Origin of the sequence: Bacillus sp. ABP14 (genome assembly GCF_001831375.1) — a bacterium.
In the GTDB taxonomy this organism is placed as follows: Bacteria; Bacillota; Bacilli; order Bacillales; family Bacillaceae_G; genus Bacillus_A; species Bacillus_A paranthracis.
On the sequence record NZ_CP017016.1, the window covers coordinates 4,087,255 to 4,106,387 of the forward strand.

At 37.5% G+C, this 19,133-nt stretch carries 18 protein-coding genes and 1 other annotated feature; of the genes, 2 read left to right on the plus strand and 16 right to left on the minus strand.

What is annotated here, in order from left to right; genetic code table 11:
- From hisS to BGI23_RS21315, 9 genes are all read right to left on the minus strand, one after another.
- Nucleotides 1-1,272: a histidine--tRNA ligase gene (gene hisS / locus BGI23_RS21275; protein WP_070807322.1), complete on the minus strand. Its 1,272-nt coding sequence runs from the start codon at nt 1,270-1,272 to the stop codon at nt 1-3.
- Between the two features lie 69 nt (nt 1,273-1,341).
- Nucleotides 1,342-1,572, minus strand: a binding site (T-box leader).
- Nucleotides 1,573-1,626: 54 nt separating this feature from the next.
- Entirely contained in the window at nt 1,627-1,803 is a 177-nt protein-coding gene (locus tag BGI23_RS28470) for a hypothetical protein (RefSeq protein ID WP_001242605.1), read from the minus strand.
- Between the two features lie 188 nt (nt 1,804-1,991).
- Nucleotides 1,992-2,432, minus strand: a complete 441-nt coding sequence (locus BGI23_RS21285) for a D-tyrosyl-tRNA(Tyr) deacylase (protein WP_001266956.1) — start codon at nt 2,430-2,432, stop codon at nt 1,992-1,994.
- 17 nt (nt 2,433-2,449) lie between these two features.
- Complete coding sequence (gene relA / locus BGI23_RS21290) at nt 2,450-4,633, minus strand: GTP diphosphokinase (protein ID WP_001262814.1); 2,184 nt, start codon at nt 4,631-4,633, stop codon at nt 2,450-2,452.
- 210 nt (nt 4,634-4,843) lie between these two features.
- A complete protein-coding gene (locus tag BGI23_RS21295; RefSeq protein WP_000346219.1) occupies nt 4,844-5,356 on the minus strand; it encodes an adenine phosphoribosyltransferase in 513 nt (170 codons plus the stop codon).
- 47 nt (nt 5,357-5,403) lie between these two features.
- Nucleotides 5,404-7,743 (minus strand): single-stranded-DNA-specific exonuclease RecJ, encoded by a 2,340-nt coding sequence (gene recJ / locus BGI23_RS21300; RefSeq protein ID WP_070806869.1) that lies wholly within the window; start codon nt 7,741-7,743, stop codon nt 5,404-5,406.
- 101 nt (nt 7,744-7,844) lie between these two features.
- Nucleotides 7,845-8,738, minus strand: a complete 894-nt coding sequence (locus BGI23_RS21305; protein ID WP_014481757.1) for a cation diffusion facilitator family transporter — start codon at nt 8,736-8,738, stop codon at nt 7,845-7,847.
- A gap of 307 nt (nt 8,739-9,045) precedes the next feature.
- Nucleotides 9,046-11,310: a protein translocase subunit SecDF gene (gene secDF, locus BGI23_RS21310; RefSeq protein WP_001119060.1), complete on the minus strand. Its 2,265-nt coding sequence runs from the start codon at nt 11,308-11,310 to the stop codon at nt 9,046-9,048.
- 270 nt (nt 11,311-11,580) lie between these two features.
- A complete protein-coding gene (locus BGI23_RS21315; protein ID WP_000886977.1) occupies nt 11,581-11,865 on the minus strand; it encodes a post-transcriptional regulator in 285 nt (94 codons plus the stop codon).
- 172 nt (nt 11,866-12,037) lie between these two features.
- Here BGI23_RS21315 and spoVB point away from each other — a divergent pair, with 172 nt between their 5' ends.
- A complete protein-coding gene (gene spoVB / locus BGI23_RS21320; protein WP_070806870.1) occupies nt 12,038-13,597 on the plus strand; it encodes a stage V sporulation protein B in 1,560 nt (519 codons plus the stop codon).
- 29 nt (nt 13,598-13,626) lie between these two features.
- Here the strand turns inward: spoVB and BGI23_RS21325 are convergent, their stop codons facing one another.
- Nucleotides 13,627-14,274, minus strand: a complete 648-nt coding sequence (locus BGI23_RS21325; protein ID WP_000455382.1) for a DUF421 domain-containing protein — start codon at nt 14,272-14,274, stop codon at nt 13,627-13,629.
- Nucleotides 14,275-14,376: 102 nt separating this feature from the next.
- Between BGI23_RS21325 and BGI23_RS21330 the strand changes: the two genes are divergently transcribed.
- The gene (locus BGI23_RS21330; protein ID WP_014893502.1) at nt 14,377-14,760 is read left to right on the plus strand and encodes a TIGR04086 family membrane protein; all 384 of its coding nucleotides are present in this window, start codon (nt 14,377-14,379) and stop codon (nt 14,758-14,760) included.
- 39 nt (nt 14,761-14,799) lie between these two features.
- Here BGI23_RS21330 and yajC read toward each other — a convergent pair whose 3' ends face one another.
- Genes yajC through ruvA form a run of 6 tightly spaced genes read right to left on the minus strand, consistent with a single transcriptional unit; the run spans nt 14,800 to nt 19,133 of the window.
- A complete protein-coding gene (yajC, locus tag BGI23_RS21335; RefSeq protein ID WP_001068066.1) occupies nt 14,800-15,060 on the minus strand; it encodes a preprotein translocase subunit YajC in 261 nt (86 codons plus the stop codon).
- A gap of 27 nt (nt 15,061-15,087) precedes the next feature.
- Nucleotides 15,088-16,227: a tRNA guanosine(34) transglycosylase Tgt gene (tgt, locus tag BGI23_RS21340; protein ID WP_000125362.1), complete on the minus strand. Its 1,140-nt coding sequence runs from the start codon at nt 16,225-16,227 to the stop codon at nt 15,088-15,090.
- Nucleotides 16,228-16,239: 12 nt separating this feature from the next.
- A complete protein-coding gene (gene queA, locus BGI23_RS21345; RefSeq protein ID WP_000354031.1) occupies nt 16,240-17,292 on the minus strand; it encodes a tRNA preQ1(34) S-adenosylmethionine ribosyltransferase-isomerase QueA in 1,053 nt (350 codons plus the stop codon).
- A 19-nt stretch (nt 17,293-17,311) separates the two neighbouring features.
- On the minus strand, nt 17,312-17,512 hold the full coding sequence (locus BGI23_RS21350) for a DUF2905 domain-containing protein (protein ID WP_000138162.1): 201 nt from the start codon (nt 17,510-17,512) through the stop codon (nt 17,312-17,314).
- A complete protein-coding gene (gene ruvB / locus BGI23_RS21355; RefSeq protein ID WP_070806871.1) occupies nt 17,509-18,510 on the minus strand; it encodes a Holliday junction branch migration DNA helicase RuvB in 1,002 nt (333 codons plus the stop codon). The genes BGI23_RS21350 and ruvB overlap by 4 nt, the downstream gene beginning before the upstream one ends.
- A 5-nt stretch (nt 18,511-18,515) precedes the next feature.
- Nucleotides 18,516-19,133 (minus strand): Holliday junction DNA helicase RuvA, encoded by a 618-nt coding sequence (ruvA, locus tag BGI23_RS21360; protein WP_000464508.1) that lies wholly within the window; start codon nt 19,131-19,133, stop codon nt 18,516-18,518.

Genomic DNA, 19,133 nt, shown 5'->3' on the forward strand with positions numbered 1-19,133 from the left:
CTATATTAATTTCTCTGCTACGTATGAAGCAAAGACATCTAATGCTACTTCTTCTTGTTCGCCTGTTGCCATATCTTTTAAGTTGATGATACCTTTATCTAACTCATCTTCCCCTAATACAGCTACAAATTTCGCTTTTAGACGATCTGCTGATTTAAATTGTGCCTTCATTTTGCGATCTAAATAATCTTTTTCAACTGATAATCCAGCTTTACGAAGATCAAACGCAACTTTCGCAGCATGGTCTTTTGCTTTTTCACCAAGCGCTACAACGTAACAATCAATGCTATGTTCGATTGGCAATTCAATGTTTTCAGCTTTTAGTGCCATAATTAAACGTTCAATACTCATCGCAAAACCGATACCTGGCATTTCTGGTCCACCGATTTCTTGTACAAGTCCGTTGTAACGTCCACCACCGCTTAATGTAGTAATAGCACCGAAACCTTCTGCCTCACTCATAATTTCAAATACAGTGTGTTGGTAGTAGTCTAAACCACGTACTAAGTTCGGATCTTTTTCAAATGGAACATCCATCATCGTTAATAGTTCTTGAACTTTTTCGTAGTATACTGCTGAATCTTCGTTTAAGTATTCTGTAATAGATGGTGCCGTTCCCATTAATTCATGGTTACGGTCCTTCTTACAATCTAAAATACGAAGAGGGTTCTTTTCTAAACGAGATTGACAGTCAGAACAGAACTCACCGATACGTGGCTCGAAGTGTGCAATTAACGCATCACGGTGTGCTTGACGGCTTACTGCATCACCTAAGCTGTTTAATACAACTTTAATATTTTTTAAGCCCATGCCGCGGTAAAACTCTACAGCAAGTGCAATTACTTCTGCATCAATTGCAGGATCGTTACTGCCGATTGCTTCAATACCAAATTGTACGAATTGACGATAGCGACCTGCTTGTGGTCTTTCGTAACGGAACATTTGGCCGATATAGTATAATTTCGTCGGTTGTGTTGCGTCACCGAACATTTTATTTTCAACGTAAGAACGTACAACAGGTGCAGTACCTTCTGGACGTAATGTTAAACTACGCTCTCCACGATCTTGGAATGAGTACATTTCTTTTTGTACGATATCTGTCGTATCACCGACACCACGTAAAAATAGCTCAGTGTGTTCAAAAATTGGTGTACGAATTTCTTTATAATTGTAACGACGGCAAATTTCGCGTGCTTGCCCTTCGATATACTGCCATAACTCAACAGTACCTGGAAGAATATCTTGTGTTCCGCGTGGGATTTGAATAGACATATTCAGTTCCTCCTCAAATTGTTTTAATCTTAATAAAAATAAAAAAACTCCCGCCTCTACTGTTTGAACAGTAGGGACGAGAGTATTATACCCGTGGTGCCACCCTAATTGAAGCACGTATGCTTCCACTTTTTTAATAACGCTTAAATGTGCGTTCATCCCTACTAAGCGTATACGCCGTTCAAGTTGAAACCTCTAGAGTGTCATTCAATCAGTCATCATGTAGAAATGTTTTCAGCCTAAGACATTTCTTCTCTTTCCATGTGTGTCTCATTTACTCTTCTCTATCAAAGGTTATATTCATATGTAAATATAAAATTACTATACGTTTGTTCAGTAGGATTGTCAAGTGCTCTAAGAGCGTTCAATCTGCTTCTTTAGACGCTTTACATCTTGAAGAGAAATCCCAAACTCAGAAGCAAGCTCCATCGAAGTATTGTTTTGCTCTTTTGAAATAAAATCATGAAAATTTACGTTAAACAGTTGATTTGCACCATTTGTAACAGAATGCCCTTTTTCATTCATACGCATACGTATATCCCTCACATTCAATATGGATGTTTTACTTTTTATTGTTCCATATTGATTAAAGAGTTATACATAACTGAAACAGCTATTAATTCTAAAAATAAGAATCCAAATAGCGGGATAAATGAACAAAACATACAACAATGTATAAAAAAAGAGAGGATGATATCATCCTCTCTTTTTAAGTAACACTATTTACTTTCTACAATTAAGGTCACCGGACCATCATTGATTAAAGAAACATCCATCATTGCCCCGAACTTCCCTGTTTCTACATGCAATCCTTGCTTACGTACTTCTTCATTAAAGAAATCATATAAACGCTCTGCATAGTCAGGTTTGGCAGCATCCATAAAGTTTGGACGTCTTCCCTTGCGGCAATCTCCGTATAATGTGAATTGCGAAATGGATAGAACTTGTCCTTCTACATCGAGTACAGAATGGTTCATCTTTCCGCTCTCATCTTCAAAAATACGTAAGTTCGCAATTTTTTCTGCGATGTAAGTTGCATCTTTTTCTGTATCTTCATGCGTAATGCCAACTAGTAATGTTAAACCGAACGGAATTTGTCCTACGATCTCACCGTCTACTGTGACAGACGCTTCCTTTGATCGTTGTAAAACAACTCTCATCTTTTCTACACTCCCTATTAATGCATCATGCGTCGTACTGCATAAATTTCTGGAACACGTTTAATGCGTTCTACTACTTTTTTCAAGTGCTGTAAGTTACGAATAGAGATTGACATATTAATTGTCGCCATCTTATTACGGTCACTTCTACCAGAAACTGCCGAAATGTACGTTTTCGTCTCTGTAACAGCTTGTAATACTTCGTTTAATAAACCACGACGATCGTAACCTGAAATTTCAATATCAACGTTATACTCAATTTCTTTTTCAGGGCTACCTTCCCACTCTACTTCTAATAAACGTTCTATAGCTTCTTCTGTATGAACATTTACACAGTCACGGCGGTGAATCGATACGCCTCGGCCTTTCGTAATATACCCAACGATATCATCACCAGGTACTGGGTTACAGCATTTTGATAAACGAATTAATAAATTATCTGCACCACTTACTTTAACGCCAGAATCCCATTTTCGAATTTTCATCGGTTTACGAACTTCTTTAACTTCAACAATCTCTTCTTCTTCACGTTGCTTACGGAACTTGTCCGTTAGTCGCGTAACAATTTGCGATGCAGTGATACCATTATATCCAACTGCCGCAAACATATCTTCTTCATTTGCAAAGTTGAATTTTTCAGCAACTCGTTTTAAATTGTCAGGAGCTAATACTTCTTTCATCTCATACTCTAGGCTACGCACTTCTTTCTCAACAAGTTCACGGCCTTTTTCAATATTTTCATCTCTACGTTGCTTCTTAAAGAATTGACGTATTTTGTTTTTTGCATGAGATGTTTGAGCAAGTTTCACCCAATCTTGACTTGGTCCATACGAATGTTTCGATGTTAAAATCTCAATGATGTCACCTGTTTTTAATTTATAATCAAGCGTCACCATTTTCCCGTTTACTTTTGCACCAATTGTTTTATTTCCAATTTCTGAATGCACACGATATGCAAAGTCAATTGGAACAGATCCAAGTGGTAATTCCATTACATCGCCTTTCGGTGTAAAGACGAATACCATGTCAGAGAATAAATCAATTTTTAATGACTCCATAAACTCTTCTGCATTAGAAGCTTCATTTTGCCATTCTAATATTTGACGGAACCATGTAAGTTTCTTCTCTAATGTACCTGCTGTTTCTGCTGTTTTTCCTTCTTTATACGCCCAGTGTGCCGCGATCCCGAATTCTGCGATCTCATGCATTTCTTTCGTACGAATTTGCACTTCAAGCGGATCACCTTTCGGCCCAATTACAGTCGTATGAAGAGATTGATATAGGTTTGCTTTCGGCATTGCAATATAATCTTTAAAACGACCTGGCATCGGCTTCCAGCACGTATGAATAATTCCAAGTACTGCATAACAATCTTTAATACTATTTACAACGACACGTACAGCTAATAAATCGTAAATTTCATTGAACTGTTTATTTTGCAGTGCCATTTTACGATAAATGCTGTAAATATGTTTTGGTCTTCCAGAAATTTCAGGTTGAATTGCAACTTCATCTAATTTCTCACGAATACCAGTCATTACTTCCTCTAAATACTCTTCACGTTCTGCACGTTTACGCTTCATTAAATTTACAATACGATAATATTGCTGTGGATTTAAGTAGCGAAGTGAAGTATCCTCTAGCTCCCATTTAATAGTACTAATTCCGAGTCTATGTGCTAAAGGTGCAAAGATTTCTAACGTTTCATTCGCAATGCGACGCTGCTTCTCTTGAGGCAAATGTTTCAATGTACGCATGTTATGAAGACGATCGGCTAGTTTAATTAAAATAACTCGAATATCTTGAGCCATTGCAATAAACATTTTGCGATGGTTTTCTGCTTGTTGTTGCTCATGAGATTTATATTTAATCTTTCCAAGCTTTGTCACACCATCAACAAGCATAGCAATTTCTTTATTAAATTCCCGTTCAATATCTTCTAATGTAATCTCTGTATCTTCTACTACATCATGTAAGAAACCTGCTGATACTGTAGCTGGATCCATGTGTAAATCAACTAAAATACCTGCAACTTGAATTGGATGAATAATGTATGGTTCACCCGATTTTCTGTATTGTTCGCTATGCGCATCGCGTGCATATTCATAGGCACGTGCTACTAGCTCAATATCTTCATCCACTAAATATTGACTTGCTTTCTCGAGTACCTGTTCAGCTGTTAGTACCTGCTCATTTGCCATCGAATCACCTTTTATTGAAAATTGACTTTATCTTTATTAAATAGAATAAATTATATTCTATCATTATAACCCAATGATTGTGAATTGTGAAAAGGAAAAGATTTTACTGACATTTCACTATAATTTTTTGTTCAATTATACAAAAGTACCCGCTCCTCTCCAAGAGATTCACGGGTACTTTTTATCACCGTAGTTTTACCTATATAGTGATTAGTATTTTTCTAATACTAATACATCGTAACCATCTAACATTTTACGACCATCTAAGTAAGTAAGTTCTACTAAGAATGCAATTCCTGCTACAACTCCGCCTAGCTCTTCAACTAACTTAATTGTCGCTTCAATTGTTCCACCTGTAGCTAATAAGTCATCTGTAATTAATACGCGTTGACCTGGTTTAATTGCATCTTTATGGATTGTTAAAACATCTTTACCATATTCTTTACCGTAGTCAACTGTAATTACTTCACGTGGTAATTTTCCTAATTTACGAACTGGCGCAAATCCTACTTCTAATGCATAAGAAACTGGGCAACCGATAATGAAACCACGCGCTTCTGGTCCTACTACAAGATCAATGTTTCTTTCTTTTGCATACTCAACGATTGCATCTGTTGCTGCTTTGTATGCTTTACCGTCGTTCATTAACGGTGTAATGTCTTTAAACACGATACCTTCTTTCGGATAATCCGGTACAATTGCGATATGTTGCTTGAAATCCATATTTCTGAATCCTCCTCAGATCTAAAAGGTTTGTAAATACAAATCCTTTACCCTAACTGTTCTACTTCTTTATGATTACGAATCGTTTCAAACCATGTATATAGTTGCTGATATGTGCTATAAACCAATTCTTTTTCTAATTGTAAGTGGTTCATTTTCTCACGATATGTGTTCGATTCAATTAAATCACGCTTTTGTTTTTTGTCTGCCATAAAAATGACGCCATCTTTTATTGTAACAAATTCTAACTCAAAAAACACCTGTGTCATGAAATTTACTGTATCTTTTGACCAACCTTTATGTTGACATAGTTGTTCTCCATATTGTCTTAAAGAAAATGGTGATTTTTGGCTCAAGAATGAATAGTACCATTTAAAGTGATCCCTCGTTGGAACAGTGCTAAATAAATGATTATTCTCTTGATAAAATAGCGTATAGATTCGCGATGGGAACCCAACTTTAAATAGATCTCGTAATTCATCTGTTCCTTTTGGTAAATCAAGTAATACGATGTATTGCTCATCTAACTCGGTTACTTCTGATGCATGCATCATATGCTCTTTATAGTCTTCTAAAGAAAATTTATTCAATACCTCTTTAGAAAAATACAACATCGTGATTTTTTCTTTCGGAAGTTCTGCTAAATTTGCTTCTACGTTACGCATACTACGCCAATCAAATAATTGCCATGCCTCTACAGCAATATCTTGCACCATTAATTGCGGCTTCTTAAAATTATTCCATTCATTAATAGACGCTTCCCCAATTACAGAGACTTTTGCAACTGGAGAAATTTCTTTCGCGTACGCACCAAAACCGAATCCAATTGTATCCAATGTTGCTTGTCCATCACGAAGAGACATCTTTAAATGAGAACCATCTGATCCGATTGCACGAATACTTTCTAACTCCGCATCTTTCACTGCAATACGTGGCTTTGGATTTCCAACACCAAATGGCGCTAACTTTTGCATATCTTCAATTGCTGCAAGTGTTACGTCCTCCACTTTGCAAAAAGCATCGACAGCTGTAATTGGAATAAAATCTTCTTCTGTTAAAATTGTATCTGCTTGTTCATTTAAACGGCGGCGTAATTCATCTACATCATTCATATGTAGCGTCATTCCCGCTGCCATCGGATGTCCTCCGAAGTGCGGCAATAACTCTCTACAATCTGACAAGTTTGCAAACAAATCAAATCCTGCAATACTACGCGCTGAACCTTTTGCAGTTTCTTTTACAGGATCAATGCATAATACAATCGTTGGACGATAAAAACGTTCAACTAATTTAGAAGCGACAATTCCAATTACACCTGGATTCCATCCTTCTTTTGCAAGCACTAATACTTTATTGTCTTCAGGAGGGAAATTCGTTTCCACTTCAGCGATAGCTTCTTCTGTAATTTGCTTTACAATATCTTTTCGCAGTTTGTTCAGCTCATCAATTTCTTCAGCCAGCTCTTTCGCTTCTTCGGGATCCTCTGATAATAAAAGATGTACAGCCGGCGTAGCATCTTCTAAACGTCCAACTGCATTAATACGAGGTGCGATTGAGAAGCCAATGCTCTCTTCTGTAATTTCACTTTGCGAAACGTTAGCAACTTTAAATAGCGCCTTTAGTCCGATATTTTTCGTCATGCGCATATGTTTTAAACCGCGCTTCACTAGCAATCTATTCTCACCGTGAAGTGATACTAAATCGGCTACCGTACCAATTACTGCAATTTCTAATAAATGTTCTGGTACACGGCCCAGTAGTGCATGTGCAACTTTAAACGCAACACCAACGCCCGCTAAATAGTGAAACGGATACACACCGCCATCTAATTTCGGGTGAATAATCGCAAGTGCTTCTGGCAATTGTGGTGGTGGCTCATGGTGATCTGTAATAATTAGATCTATCCCAAGTTCCTTCGCTACCTTCGCTTCATGTACAGCTGCGATACCAGTATCGACAGTAATAATGAGTGAAAATCCTGCGCTATGCGCCCAACGAAATGCTTCTTCATTCGGTCCATAACCTTCTGTAAAACGGTTTGGGATATAAAATTCTACGTCTGCACCTAATTCTTGTAAGGCAATATATAAAACAGTTGTACTACTTACTCCGTCCGCATCGTAGTCACCAAATATTAATATTTGCTCTCCATTTTGAATCGCCTTATTTACACGTTCTACCGTTCTATCCATTCCTTCTAATAAAAATGGATCATGAAATTCTTGATTTTCTGTATTTAAAAAATCTAAAATCTTATCTTCTGTATCTAGTCCTCTACCGAGGAATAACGAAACGACAAGTGGTGATAATTGTAATTTACTTGCTAATTCACTCACTCGCTCGCTATTATATTCTTTTTCTTTCCAACGCGTCTTCGGTTGTAACACGAAATCACCCCTTAACCTGTTCATTATACAAGACAGATTAAGGGGTGACAATATAATGCAAACTACGATGTAATATCTGTATACTAAAATGTTACTAATGTTTAATTTGGAGAATACGGATTTATATGTACAAATACATTTTGTACGTTATCTTGCAGCATAAGCGTTTCTTTCACATGCTTTCCAATGCGATGCCCTTCTTCTACAGTAATATATGGATCTACAGAAACTTTAATATCTACAATAACGTAATGACCATGCTCCCTCGCATATAACGAACCGATTTTTTTCACACCATCTATTTGAAGTACTGCTTCTCTAAGCGGAACAACATCTTCCTCATGAAGAACATGATCAAGCGTTGCATGAATTGCTTCTGCCCCAATACTCCATGCCATTTTTGCAACAAGAAGTGAAACAAATAATCCTGCAATTGGATCGGCATATACAAGCCAATCTAACCCGAACTTACCACCAATAATCGCTGCACAAATACCGATTAAAGCTGCAATTGAAGAAAACACATCTGAACGGTGCTCATATGCATTTGCAATAATTGCATCACTATTTACCCTTTTCCCTAATCGGAATTTATATTGAAACATTCCCTCTTTCACGATAATTGAAAGAACGACAGCAAAAATTGTAATCCCTTTCGGTGGTTCTAGTTCCTGCGAAAAAGCTTTTATGGACGAAATCGCTATCTCGATTCCCACAATAAATAATAATACTGCAACAATAATCGCTGAAATCGATTCCGCTTTACCATGACCATACGGATGATCTTCATCGGGCGGCTGCTTTGCTGCTCGTAACCCAAACAGTACAGCTAGCGAACCAATTACATCTGATGCAGAATGCACCGCATCTGCTAATAGCGCTTTACTGTTCCCAATATAACCAATTACCGCCTTTATAATCGCTAATATAATATTACCAACGATCCCGACAATAGCACCAAACTCGGCCTGTTTAAAACGTTCATCTTTTTCCATCATTAAAATCCCTTCTTTTCTTAACCTATCTTTTTATCCCACTTTAATGGGCAGTAAGACCCCTACCTCAAAATTCAGTGAAAGCAAAAAATTTAGGTGGGGGATCAACTGCCCATAAAAGTCCGATTGGTGAAGGCTAATAATCAGTGGGGGGATGAAGAAAACCCCCACTGATTAAAGTTTCACTTTATTGTAACAAAAACAGCGATAACATCACCACTTTCTTCCATTTCATCATTTCAAAGTAACTATCTTATTGTATCCACAAACGAAAAAAGAGATGCCTCATAAAGAGACATCATCTTTTCTATACTTGCGGTTCAGATTCTACTTTCTCAACCTTTTTCTTGTTTTTGCCCTTTTTCAAACGACGGTTTTCAAGCATTAACCAAATTTGAGAAGCAACGAAAACAGAAGAATACGTACCTACAACTAATCCAACTAGTAACGCAAACGAGAAGTTACGTAGTGACTCACTACCGAAGATAAGCAGTGCAATTACTGGGAATAACACTGTTAATACGGTGTTAATCGAACGACCAAGCGTTTGGCGAATACTTGCATTTACGATTTCTTCTAAGTCTTTTATATCGCGAACTCGTTTTTTCTGTTTGTATAATTCACGGTTTCTATCAAATGTAACGATTGAATCATTAATAGAATAACCGATGATTGTTAACACTGCAGCGATAAACGTTAAGTCTACCTCTAATTGGAAAATACTAAATATAACAATCATAACGAACGCATCATGTAATAATGCAAGTACTGCAGATAATGCGTACGTAAATCGGAATCGAATACTTACGTATAAAATGATAACCGCAGAAGCGATTAATACTGCGATAAATGCATTTCGTGCAATTTCTTTCCCGATTGTTGGTGAAACTGTACTTACGTTTGGATCTGTACCATATTTATCGTGGAAGAATGTTTTTGTTTTTGCAATTTCATCTTTTGATAGAACACCTAATGTACGAACTGCGAATCCTTTATTGTCATCTCCAGTCGGTACAATATTTTCTTCCTTCACATCAATGTTCAACTCTTTAAAATCTTTATGAACATCAGACACAGTAACTGCTTGTTTTGATTGCAAGTCGATACGTGTACCACTCGCAAAGTCAATACCAAGATTCAATTTGAAAATTGGCAAGATAATTGCACCTGCAATTACAACTACAATCGAGAAGATAAGGAATTTATGACCGACATTTACGAAATTAATACGATCAAATTTCGTTGGTGGATGTACTACACCTTTTGTTAATGGAATAATATCCTTTTGCTTCACACCAAAGTATCCTGGTTTTTTATCGAAGTAACGGCTCTTTACTAGTAAACTTAGTAAGAAACGAGTACCGAATACGTTCGTAATAAAACCGACTAAAATACTTACGATTAAACTTGTTGCGAACCCTTTTACAGAGCTATTACCATAAACGAATAATACACCAGCTGCTGCAAGTGTTGTAATGTTCGCATCTAAAATGGTTGCTAATGAACGATGGTTACCAGCACGGAATGCCGACATCATTGACTTACCAATTTTCAGCTCTTCTTTCAGTCTCTCGTACGTAATAATATTCGCATCAACCGCGATACCTACCCCGAGCACTAACGCCGCAATACCTGGCAACGTAAGAACTGCATGCATCCAGTTAAAGACAAGTAATGTAACGAAAATGTATAAACCTAACATAATAACCGCTACAAGTCCTGGTAAACGGTAGAATACAAGCATAAATAAGAAAATAAGAGCGATACCAATCGCACTAGCGAAAATTGTTTGCTCTAACGCTTGTTGACCAAACTTCGCTCCAACAGATGTTGAATACATTTCTTTTAAATCAACAGGAAGTGCACCTGCATTTAATAAAGATGAAAGTTGTTTCGCGCTTTCAACTGTAAAGTTTCCACCTACGATAGATACTTCAGCTTGGTTAAACACTTGGTTTACTGTTGCTGCTGATAAGAACTTCGGATTCGGTTTTGCAGATTCTGCTTTGTACGAATCTTTTCCTTCTTCAAAATCAAGCCAAATTACCATTAAATTCGTTGGTGGTGGCATTTTTGAAATTTTCTCAGTTACTTCACGGAATTTTTCAGCGCTTTTTAGTGTAAGACCTACACTCGCACGGCCTTGCTCATCAAATGTTTGCTTCGCTCCGCCACCTTTTAAATCCGTTCCATCCATAAGAAGATTGTCATCTACATCACGGAATGTTAATTTCGCTTGTGTTGATAACATTTCACGTGCTTTTTGCTGATCTTGTACACCAGCAAGCTGTACACGAATTCGATCTTGCCCTTCGATTTGAATGTTCGGCTCACTTACACCGAGAACATTGACACGATTCTCAAGAGCACCTACTGTACTTACAAGTACGTCTCGATCGATTTTGTCACCTTTTTTGGCTGGTTTTACTTCATACAGAATTTCAAAACCACCGCGAAGGTCTAGTCCTAGACTAATTCCTTTTGCTATGTCTTTTCCTGCCGCACCAATTACTCCACCGATTAATAAAACGATGAGGAAAAAGGCGGCAATTCTCGTACCACGCTTTGCCATATGTACCCTCTTTCCGCTACTAACACTTCAAATAAATCTTTTACGATTCACCTTCACACGTGTGCATACGTCTAGTTAGTAGACTTCCTTTCTATAATTTTGCTAGTTCCTCACCAGCTGTGTCAGTAAGTTTTTCACATTACCTACACTTTCATTATTTGTTTTCTCTCTTCACTACCTCCTTTATATATGATCTTAGACATAATTATTTTCTCATTATCAATACCTATCATTATACTGCAAAAGGAAGAACAAACCAATTGCAGTCGGTTATTTATTTTCATATTCATCAAATGACCAAAGCGGGGCTTGATATGCTTCAACAGTTAAATACGTCATATATTCATTAGCTGTTACTGTTAATACGTCATTAACTAATTCATACAATCTAACGTCACCGTCTATCTTCTTCCACTTTTTCACTTTAAGAAACTTCCAAATGTCATCATCTGTTACTCGGTCGTAGCCGAACATTTGGAACTCTTCTACTTTACTTTCTAAAACGACTTGTAACTGTCCGCGGTATGATTCTACCAAAGCCTCTCTATCTAACATATATAACATCTCCTTCTTATTTCAGCACGAAAAGTCGCTTTTAATCCCGCTCTAATGGACAGCAATAACTACTTTCAAGAGTACTCTCTTAAATGCTTGTCATTCTTGTCTCGTACGTGCATATAAATTATTGTAAATCATTCCACTGATTTTGAGAAGGTAGGAGAAGACCATGACGAGACAAAGCTTTTTAAAAGGCGCATTTATTTTAATGATAGCCGGCTTTATTACCAAAATTCTAGGATTTATTAATCGTATTGTAATGGCACGTATTTTAGGAGAAGAAGGCGTTGGCCTTTATATGATGGCCGTCCCTACATTTATTCTAGCAATTACATTAACACAAATCGGTCTTCCTGTCGCAATCGCAAAATTTGTAGCAGAAGCAGAAGCTGTGAATGATAAACAAAAAGTTAAAAAAATATTAACAGTATCATTAGCTGTTACATCTGTTATTAGTATCATTTTAACAATTGGAATTATGCTCCTCACACCTATTTTAGCAAAAACATTATTAACTGATGAACGAACGTACTATCCATTAATGGCCATTTTGCCTGTCGTTCCTGTTATTGCTGTTTCTTCTGTTTTACGTGGCTATTTCCAAGGGAAACAAAATATGAAACCTAGCGCTTACGCCCAAGTGATAGAACAAATTGTCCGCATTACAATTATCGCTATATGTATTCAATTATTTTTACCTTACGGCGTAGAATATGCTGCAGCTGGTGCTATGTTATCAGCCGTTCTCGGTGAAGTGGCATCGTTATTATTTTTACTCACTTTATTCCAGCGTGAAAAACATTTATCTATACGCTCTGGATTTTTCACTACCGTAAAGGAAAGCAAGGGGACATTTTATTCTCTTATGGATATTGCACTTCCAACTACAGGAAGTCGTTTAATCGGTTCCGTTTCCTATTTTTTTGAACCTATCGTCGTTATGCAAAGCTTAGCGATTGCCGGCGTTGCTGCCTCTGTCGCAACTCAGCAATACGGTATATTAAACGGGTATGCATTCCCGCTTCTTTCACTACCAGCCTTTATTACATACGCTCTTTCGACAGCACTCGTTCCATCTATTAGCGAGGCAATGGCAAAAAGACAACATAAATTAGTAGAACACCGCTTACAACAAGCTCTTCGAATCTCACTCATTACTGGCGGGTGGTCAGTCGTTATATTATACGTATTTGCTTCTCCTGTTTTAAATCTTATGTATGGATCGGATAGTGCAACAGCGTTCATCCAGCTTCTTGCACCTTGCTTTTTATTTCATTATTTTCAAAGTCCACTTACCTCTGTCTTACAAGCTTTAAACTTAGCACGTGCGGCCATGATGAATACGTTTATTGGTGCAATCGTGAAATTAATTGTTATTTTCGTGCTAGCCTCAAGGCCAGAGTTTCAAATGATGGGGGTTGCCCTTGCAATTGCAGCAAATATCGTAACAGTAACATTTCTTCATTATGCTACTGTTTTAAAGAAAATTACATTTACCATTTACGCAAAAGACTATATTTTTGGCGGACTTGCCATCGGTATCGCAGGCTCCTTCGGTTTTTACCTTCATAAGTATATAGTTTTCTCTCATTCACTTGGCGTACAAACATTATGGGAAATCACTTTAACAACACTCGTTTATATTGTGCTCCTCTTCATTTTCAAGCTCATTCGAAAAGAAGAGTTAAGTCGTCTCCCTATCATTCGAAAACTTTCATTTTTGAAGTAAATAGGCTTACTATTCCATATAGTAAGCCTCTAGTTTTCTTTCAAATCAACAAAAAATTTCCCATTTTGAAAACTACAGTATAAAATTTGTGTTACATCGTTATAGCCTAAGTTTTTTAATTTTTCAACAAGCCACTCGTCTGTATGTTCAATCATTTGTAAATGATTCGATTGAATTTCGCCATCGATAATAAGAGGGAGAGTAAACTGCAATGCATCCTGCCCGCCTTTTTGTTTTTGAAAGACAGATAACTTCCCAGATGGTTCTAAAATAGCGTATTCTACATCCCGGATGTCTCCAACTCCTTGTTCCCTTAATTGCATCATTAAATCATCTATATTATAACGTTGCTTTCTCATCTTCTTTTCATCAATCTTTCCTGCATTTACAAGAATGGCTGGCTCACCTTCTATTAAATGCCGAAAGCGTTGATACTTTAACGAAATAACTGACAAAATAATTTGTATACACATAAGAAAAGTCATCGGAACTAATTGGTGCCAAAGTGATTTATCGGTATTTTCAATTGCGACTACTGCCATTTCACCAAGCATAATGAATACGACTAAATCTAATACACTTAGCTCTCCAATTTCACGTTTACCCATAAGACGAAAAATAATTAAGATGATGATATACAAAAGCATCGTCCGGCCAATGATTGATACCCATTCCATTTTTACATCTCCTTTTTACGTATAGACTCCCCTATAAAAAAGAAAATAGTCTAACTTAGGCAAAAGGAAAATATGCTTGTATTAAAAAGGGGGAATGTATAAATGGATGGAACGAAAAAATTATCAACTGCAATCGGCTTCGGTATCGTTATCCTATTAATTCTCGCAACAGTTACTAGCATGATTATGGCTCTTTTATTAAAATTTACAGATATGAATGAAGGAACATTAGCTGTTACTATTTTTATACTAGCACTTTTATCTATGCTTATATCCGGGTTTACTGCCGGCAAAAAAGCACAAGGGAAAGGTTGGCTAGTAGGCTTCACAACAGGACTTACATTCACTATACTTGTTTTTCTAGTTAACTATTTAGGCTTCTCTCAAACTTTATCGAACTCGCAGTTACTTTACCAATTAGCATTAATGGGCGCGAGTACACTTGGTGGCATTTTCGGTGTAAATATGTCCAAACAAAATAACTAAAAAAAAAAGCCCTGCACATTTCATGCAGGGCCTTCCTCATTAGTTTTTCACAACTTCACGAATCGCATTACGATCGAAAGTTAAGTGTGAACCACCAGATTTAATAACGATTTTTGTCTCATCTACTGATTCAATTGTACCGTGTAAGCCACCGATTGTTACGATAGCATCACCTTTTTTTAACTCACTTTGCATTTGAGCAACTGCTTTTTGACGTTTTTGTTGCGGGCGAATTAATAAGAAATAGAAAATCGCAAACATCGCAACGATCATAACGATATTCATCATACCTGGATTCATCTTTTGTTCCTCCTTTTAAATTATGTATTAGAAGTTTTTAGCATTCGGTTTATTAAAGCCATACTGTTCAAAGAATTCTTCGCGGAAATCGCCAAGACGGTCTTCACGAATAGCTTGTCTCACCTGCTCCATTAAGTTTAACAGAAAATGAAGGTTGTGATAAGACGTTAAACGAATTCCGAACGTTTCATCACATTTCATTAAGTGACGAATGTACGCACGAGAGTAATTTTTACATGTATAGCAATCACAGTTTGGATCAAGCGGACCGAAATCTCTTGCGAATTTCGCATTTTTGACAACTAGACGGCCTTCACTTGTCATACATGTACCATTTCGAGCGATACGAGTTGGAAGTACGCAGTCAAACATATCAATACCACGAATTGCACCATCGATTAACGAGTCAGGAGAACCTACTCCCATTAAGTAACGTGGCTTATTATCTGGAAGAAGTGGTGTTGTAAACTCAAGTACACGGTTCATAATATCTTTCGGCTCACCTACAGATAAACCACCTACCGCGTAACCAGGGAAGTCCATTGAAACAAGGTCTTTTGCACTTTGGCGACGAAGCTCTTCGAACTCCCCACCCTGTACAATACCGAATAAACCTTGATCTTGTGGACGTTCATGTGCTTTTAAGCAACGCTCTGCCCAGCGGCTTGTACGCTCTACAGATTTCTTCATATATTCAAAAGTAGCTGGGAATGGTGGACACTCATCAAATGCCATCATAATATCTGAACCTAATGCATTTTGAATTTCCATCGCTTTTTCTGGTGATAAGAATAATTTATCTCCATTTAAGTGGTTACGGAAATGAACGCCTTCCTCTTCAATGCGACGGAAGTCACTTAAACTGAATACTTGGAAACCACCAGAGTCCGTTAAGATTGCACGATCCCAGTTCATAAATTTATGCAAACCGCCTGCTTCACGAATGATTTCGTGACCTGGACGTAGCCATAAATGATACGTATTACTTAAAATAATGCCAGAATCCATTGCTTTTAATTCTTCTGGTGACATTGTCTTAACTGTTGCAAGCGTACCAACTGGCATAAATGTTGGTGTATCAAATGAACCGTGTGGCGTATGTACACGTCCTAAACGGGCACCTGTTTGTTTACAAGTTTTAATAAATTCATAACGAATTGCTGTCATAATTTACTCCTTTTATTTGTTTCCCATTTTAGCGTGAGAGGCAACGAACATTGCATCACCAAAGCTAAAGAAACGATATTTTTCTTTTACTGCTTCATTATAAGCATGAAGTACATTATCTCTGTTTGCAAATGCACTTACAAGCATAATTAATGTTGATTTCGGTAAATGGAAGTTTGTAATTAAACCATCAATTGCTTTAAATTCGTAACCTGGGTACATAAAAATGTCTGTCCAGCCAGAAGCAGCACAAAGCTTGCCGTCATGATCTGTCGCAATTGTTTCTAACGTACGAGTTGAAGTCGTACCTACCGTAATAATACGTCCACCATTCTCTCTTACACGGTTTAATAATGCCGCCGTCTCTTCAGACATATGGTAATATTCTGCGTGCATATGGTGCTCTTCAATCGTATCAGCAGAAACTGGTCTAAATGTTCCAAGCCCTACGTGAAGTGTAATAAATGCTAACTCAACGCCTTTTTGTTTTAACTTTTCCAGTAACTCTTCTGTAAAATGAAGTCCTGCAGTCGGCGCTGCTGCTGAACCGATTTCTTTCGCATATACTGTTTGATAGCGATCGCGATCTTCTAGCGTCTCTTTAATATATGGAGGAAGTGGCATTTCTCCAAGTTCATCTAAAATTTCATAGAAGATGCCGTCATATGAAAATTCAAGCTGACGTCCACCTTGATCTGCAGTTCCTGTGCAAGTTGCTTTTAATTTTCCTTCGCCAAAAGAGATAACAGTTCCTTCTTTTACACGTTTCGCTGGCTTAACAAGCGTCTCCCACTTATCGCCTTCTTCTTGTTTTAAAAGAAGTACTTCAATGTGTGCGCCTGTATCTTCTTTCACACCATGCAGACGAGCAGGCATTACTTTCGTTTCATTTAAAACTAAGCAATCCCCCTCATGTAAGTAAGAAAGAATGTCTGTAAAATGTTTATGCTCAATATCGCCTGTTTCACGGTCTAACACCATTAATCTTGATGTTTCACGCTCTTCTAATGGGACTTGTGCAATAAGTTCTTCTGGTAAATGAAAATCAAACAGATTAATATCCATAACTATATCCACCTATTTCTTATTTGAATCGATTTATTATATACATAATAAAAGATAATACAATACTTAACACAATACATGTAATGATAGGAAAATAAAAGGTAACGTTTCCCTTTTTCACAAAAATATCGCCTGGAAGTCTTCCAATGAACTTCCAAGCTAAGCCAACAACGATAAGTAAGATCCCTGCTGTAATAAGCAATTTTGGCATCTCCGTCATACTTTTGGCATCTCCATTCCGAAATGCTCATATGCAAGTGGCGTTACAATTCGACCCCTTGGCGTTCGTTGTAAAAAGCCAATTTGTAATAAATACGGCTCATACACATCTTCAATCGTATGAGATTCTTCTCCAATCGTTGCCGAAACCGTTTCTAATCCAACTGGACCACCACGGAACTTCTCAATAATACCAAGCAATAATTTATGGTCAATATGATCTAGACCTAATTTATCTACTTGCAGTAGTTCTAACGCCATTTGTGTAATTTCCATCATAACCGTTCCGTTACCACGAACTTGTGCGAAATCTCGTACACGTCGTAATAAACGATTCGCAATACGAGGTGTACCACGAGCACGTCTTGCAATTTCTAGTGCGGCTAACGAGTCAATTTCAACTTCGAATACTTCTGCTGTACGTTCAACAATCGCAGAAAGCTGATCTACTGTATAATACTCTAATCTTGAAAGCACACCGAAACGGTCACGAAGCGGCGCTGATAACGCTCCCGCACGCGTCGTTGCTCCAACTAATGTAAATGGCGGTAAATCTAAACGTACAGACCTTGCTGACGGTCCTTTTCCAATGACAATATCAAGGCAAAAATCTTCCATCGCAGGATATAGTACTTCTTCAATTGATCTATGCAAACGATGAATTTCATCAATAAATAATACATCCCCTGGTTGAAGCGATGTTAATACAGCTGCTAAATCTCCTGGCCTTTCGATTGCTGGACCTGAAGTTGTTCTAACATTTACGCCCATTTCATTGGCAATAATATTTGCAAGCGTCGTTTTACCAAGTCCTGGTGGTCCATATAAAAGCACGTGATCTAACGTTTCTTCACGCATTTTCGCCGCTTCAATAAACACTTCTAAATTATGTTTCGCTTTATCTTGGCCAATATACTGACGGAGCGTCTGTGGCCGTAATGAATATTCTAAATCCGCATCTTCATATGCAGATTCCCCTGAAAGGAGACGTTCGTCCATTATACTCACCTCTTACCATTTAGTAAAAGACTAAGTGCCTTTTTAATATACTGATCCGTCGTTAATGATTCTTTTAATAACTCTGGTACAACGCGAGAAACTTCTCGTTCCGCGTATCCAAGTGCGCGCAGAGCTTCCAGCGCCTCATCAAGCTCAGCTGACGAACCTTTCTTCTCATCAAAACGTTCTTCGTCTGAGAATAAATCAACAAATGCATCTGGTACAACGTCTGCTAGTTTTCCTTTTAAATCTAAAATCATTTGGCGCGCTGTTTTCTTTCCTACGCCCGGGAACTTCACTAAAAACTTCTCGTCCTCATGTTCAATCGCTTGAACGACCTGTCCTGTTTGACCAGAAGCTAATATTGCAAGAGCGCCTTTTGGTCCAATACCAGACACACCTAACAACTTTGTAAATAATAAACGCTCTTCACGTGTTTTAAACCCGTAAAGCGCCATAATATCTTCTCTCACATAATGATATGTATAGACACGGATTTCTTGCTTACTTCTTTGAAATACATACGGATTCGGTGTGAAAATTTGATAACCAATTCCATTATGATCAATTACGACATATTCCGGTCCTACATACTCCACGTAACCTGTAACATATTCAAACAA

Bases quoted from the DNA above. Each gene is read 5' to 3' on its own strand.
- BGI23_RS21315 (WP_000886977.1), bottom strand. From the start codon at position 11,865: ATGTTAGATAGAGAGGCTTTGGTAGAATCATACCGCGGACAGTTACAA.
- tgt (WP_000125362.1), bottom strand. From the start codon at position 16,227: ATGACAGCAATTCGTTATGAATTTATTAAAACTTGTAAACAAACAGGT.
- BGI23_RS21305 (WP_014481757.1), bottom strand. From the start codon at position 8,738: ATGGAAAAAGATGAACGTTTTAAACAGGCCGAGTTTGGTGCTATTGTC.
- BGI23_RS28470 (WP_001242605.1), bottom strand. From the start codon at position 1,803: ATGCGTATGAATGAAAAAGGGCATTCTGTTACAAATGGTGCAAATCAA.
- queA (WP_000354031.1), bottom strand. From the start codon at position 17,292: ATGGATATTAATCTGTTTGATTTTCATTTACCAGAAGAACTTATTGCA.
- BGI23_RS21285 (WP_001266956.1), bottom strand. From the start codon at position 2,432: ATGAGAGTTGTTTTACAACGATCAAAGGAAGCGTCTGTCACAGTAGAC.
- BGI23_RS21350 (WP_000138162.1), bottom strand. From the start codon at position 17,512: ATGACGGAGATGCCAAAATTGCTTATTACAGCAGGGATCTTACTTATC.
- hisS (WP_070807322.1), bottom strand. From the start codon at position 1,272: ATGTCTATTCAAATCCCACGCGGAACACAAGATATTCTTCCAGGTACT.
- BGI23_RS21330 (WP_014893502.1), top strand. From the start codon at position 14,377: ATGGATGGAACGAAAAAATTATCAACTGCAATCGGCTTCGGTATCGTT.
- secDF (WP_001119060.1), bottom strand. From the start codon at position 11,310: ATGGCAAAGCGTGGTACGAGAATTGCCGCCTTTTTCCTCATCGTTTTA.
- relA (WP_001262814.1), bottom strand. From the start codon at position 4,633: ATGGCAAATGAGCAGGTACTAACAGCTGAACAGGTACTCGAGAAAGCA.
- BGI23_RS21325 (WP_000455382.1), bottom strand. From the start codon at position 14,274: ATGGAATGGGTATCAATCATTGGCCGGACGATGCTTTTGTATATCATC.
- yajC (WP_001068066.1), bottom strand. From the start codon at position 15,060: ATGAATCCAGGTATGATGAATATCGTTATGATCGTTGCGATGTTTGCG.
- ruvB (WP_070806871.1), bottom strand. From the start codon at position 18,510: ATGGACGAACGTCTCCTTTCAGGGGAATCTGCATATGAAGATGCGGAT.
- spoVB (WP_070806870.1), top strand. From the start codon at position 12,038: ATGACGAGACAAAGCTTTTTAAAAGGCGCATTTATTTTAATGATAGCC.
- BGI23_RS21295 (WP_000346219.1), bottom strand. From the start codon at position 5,356: ATGGATTTCAAGCAACATATCGCAATTGTACCGGATTATCCGAAAGAA.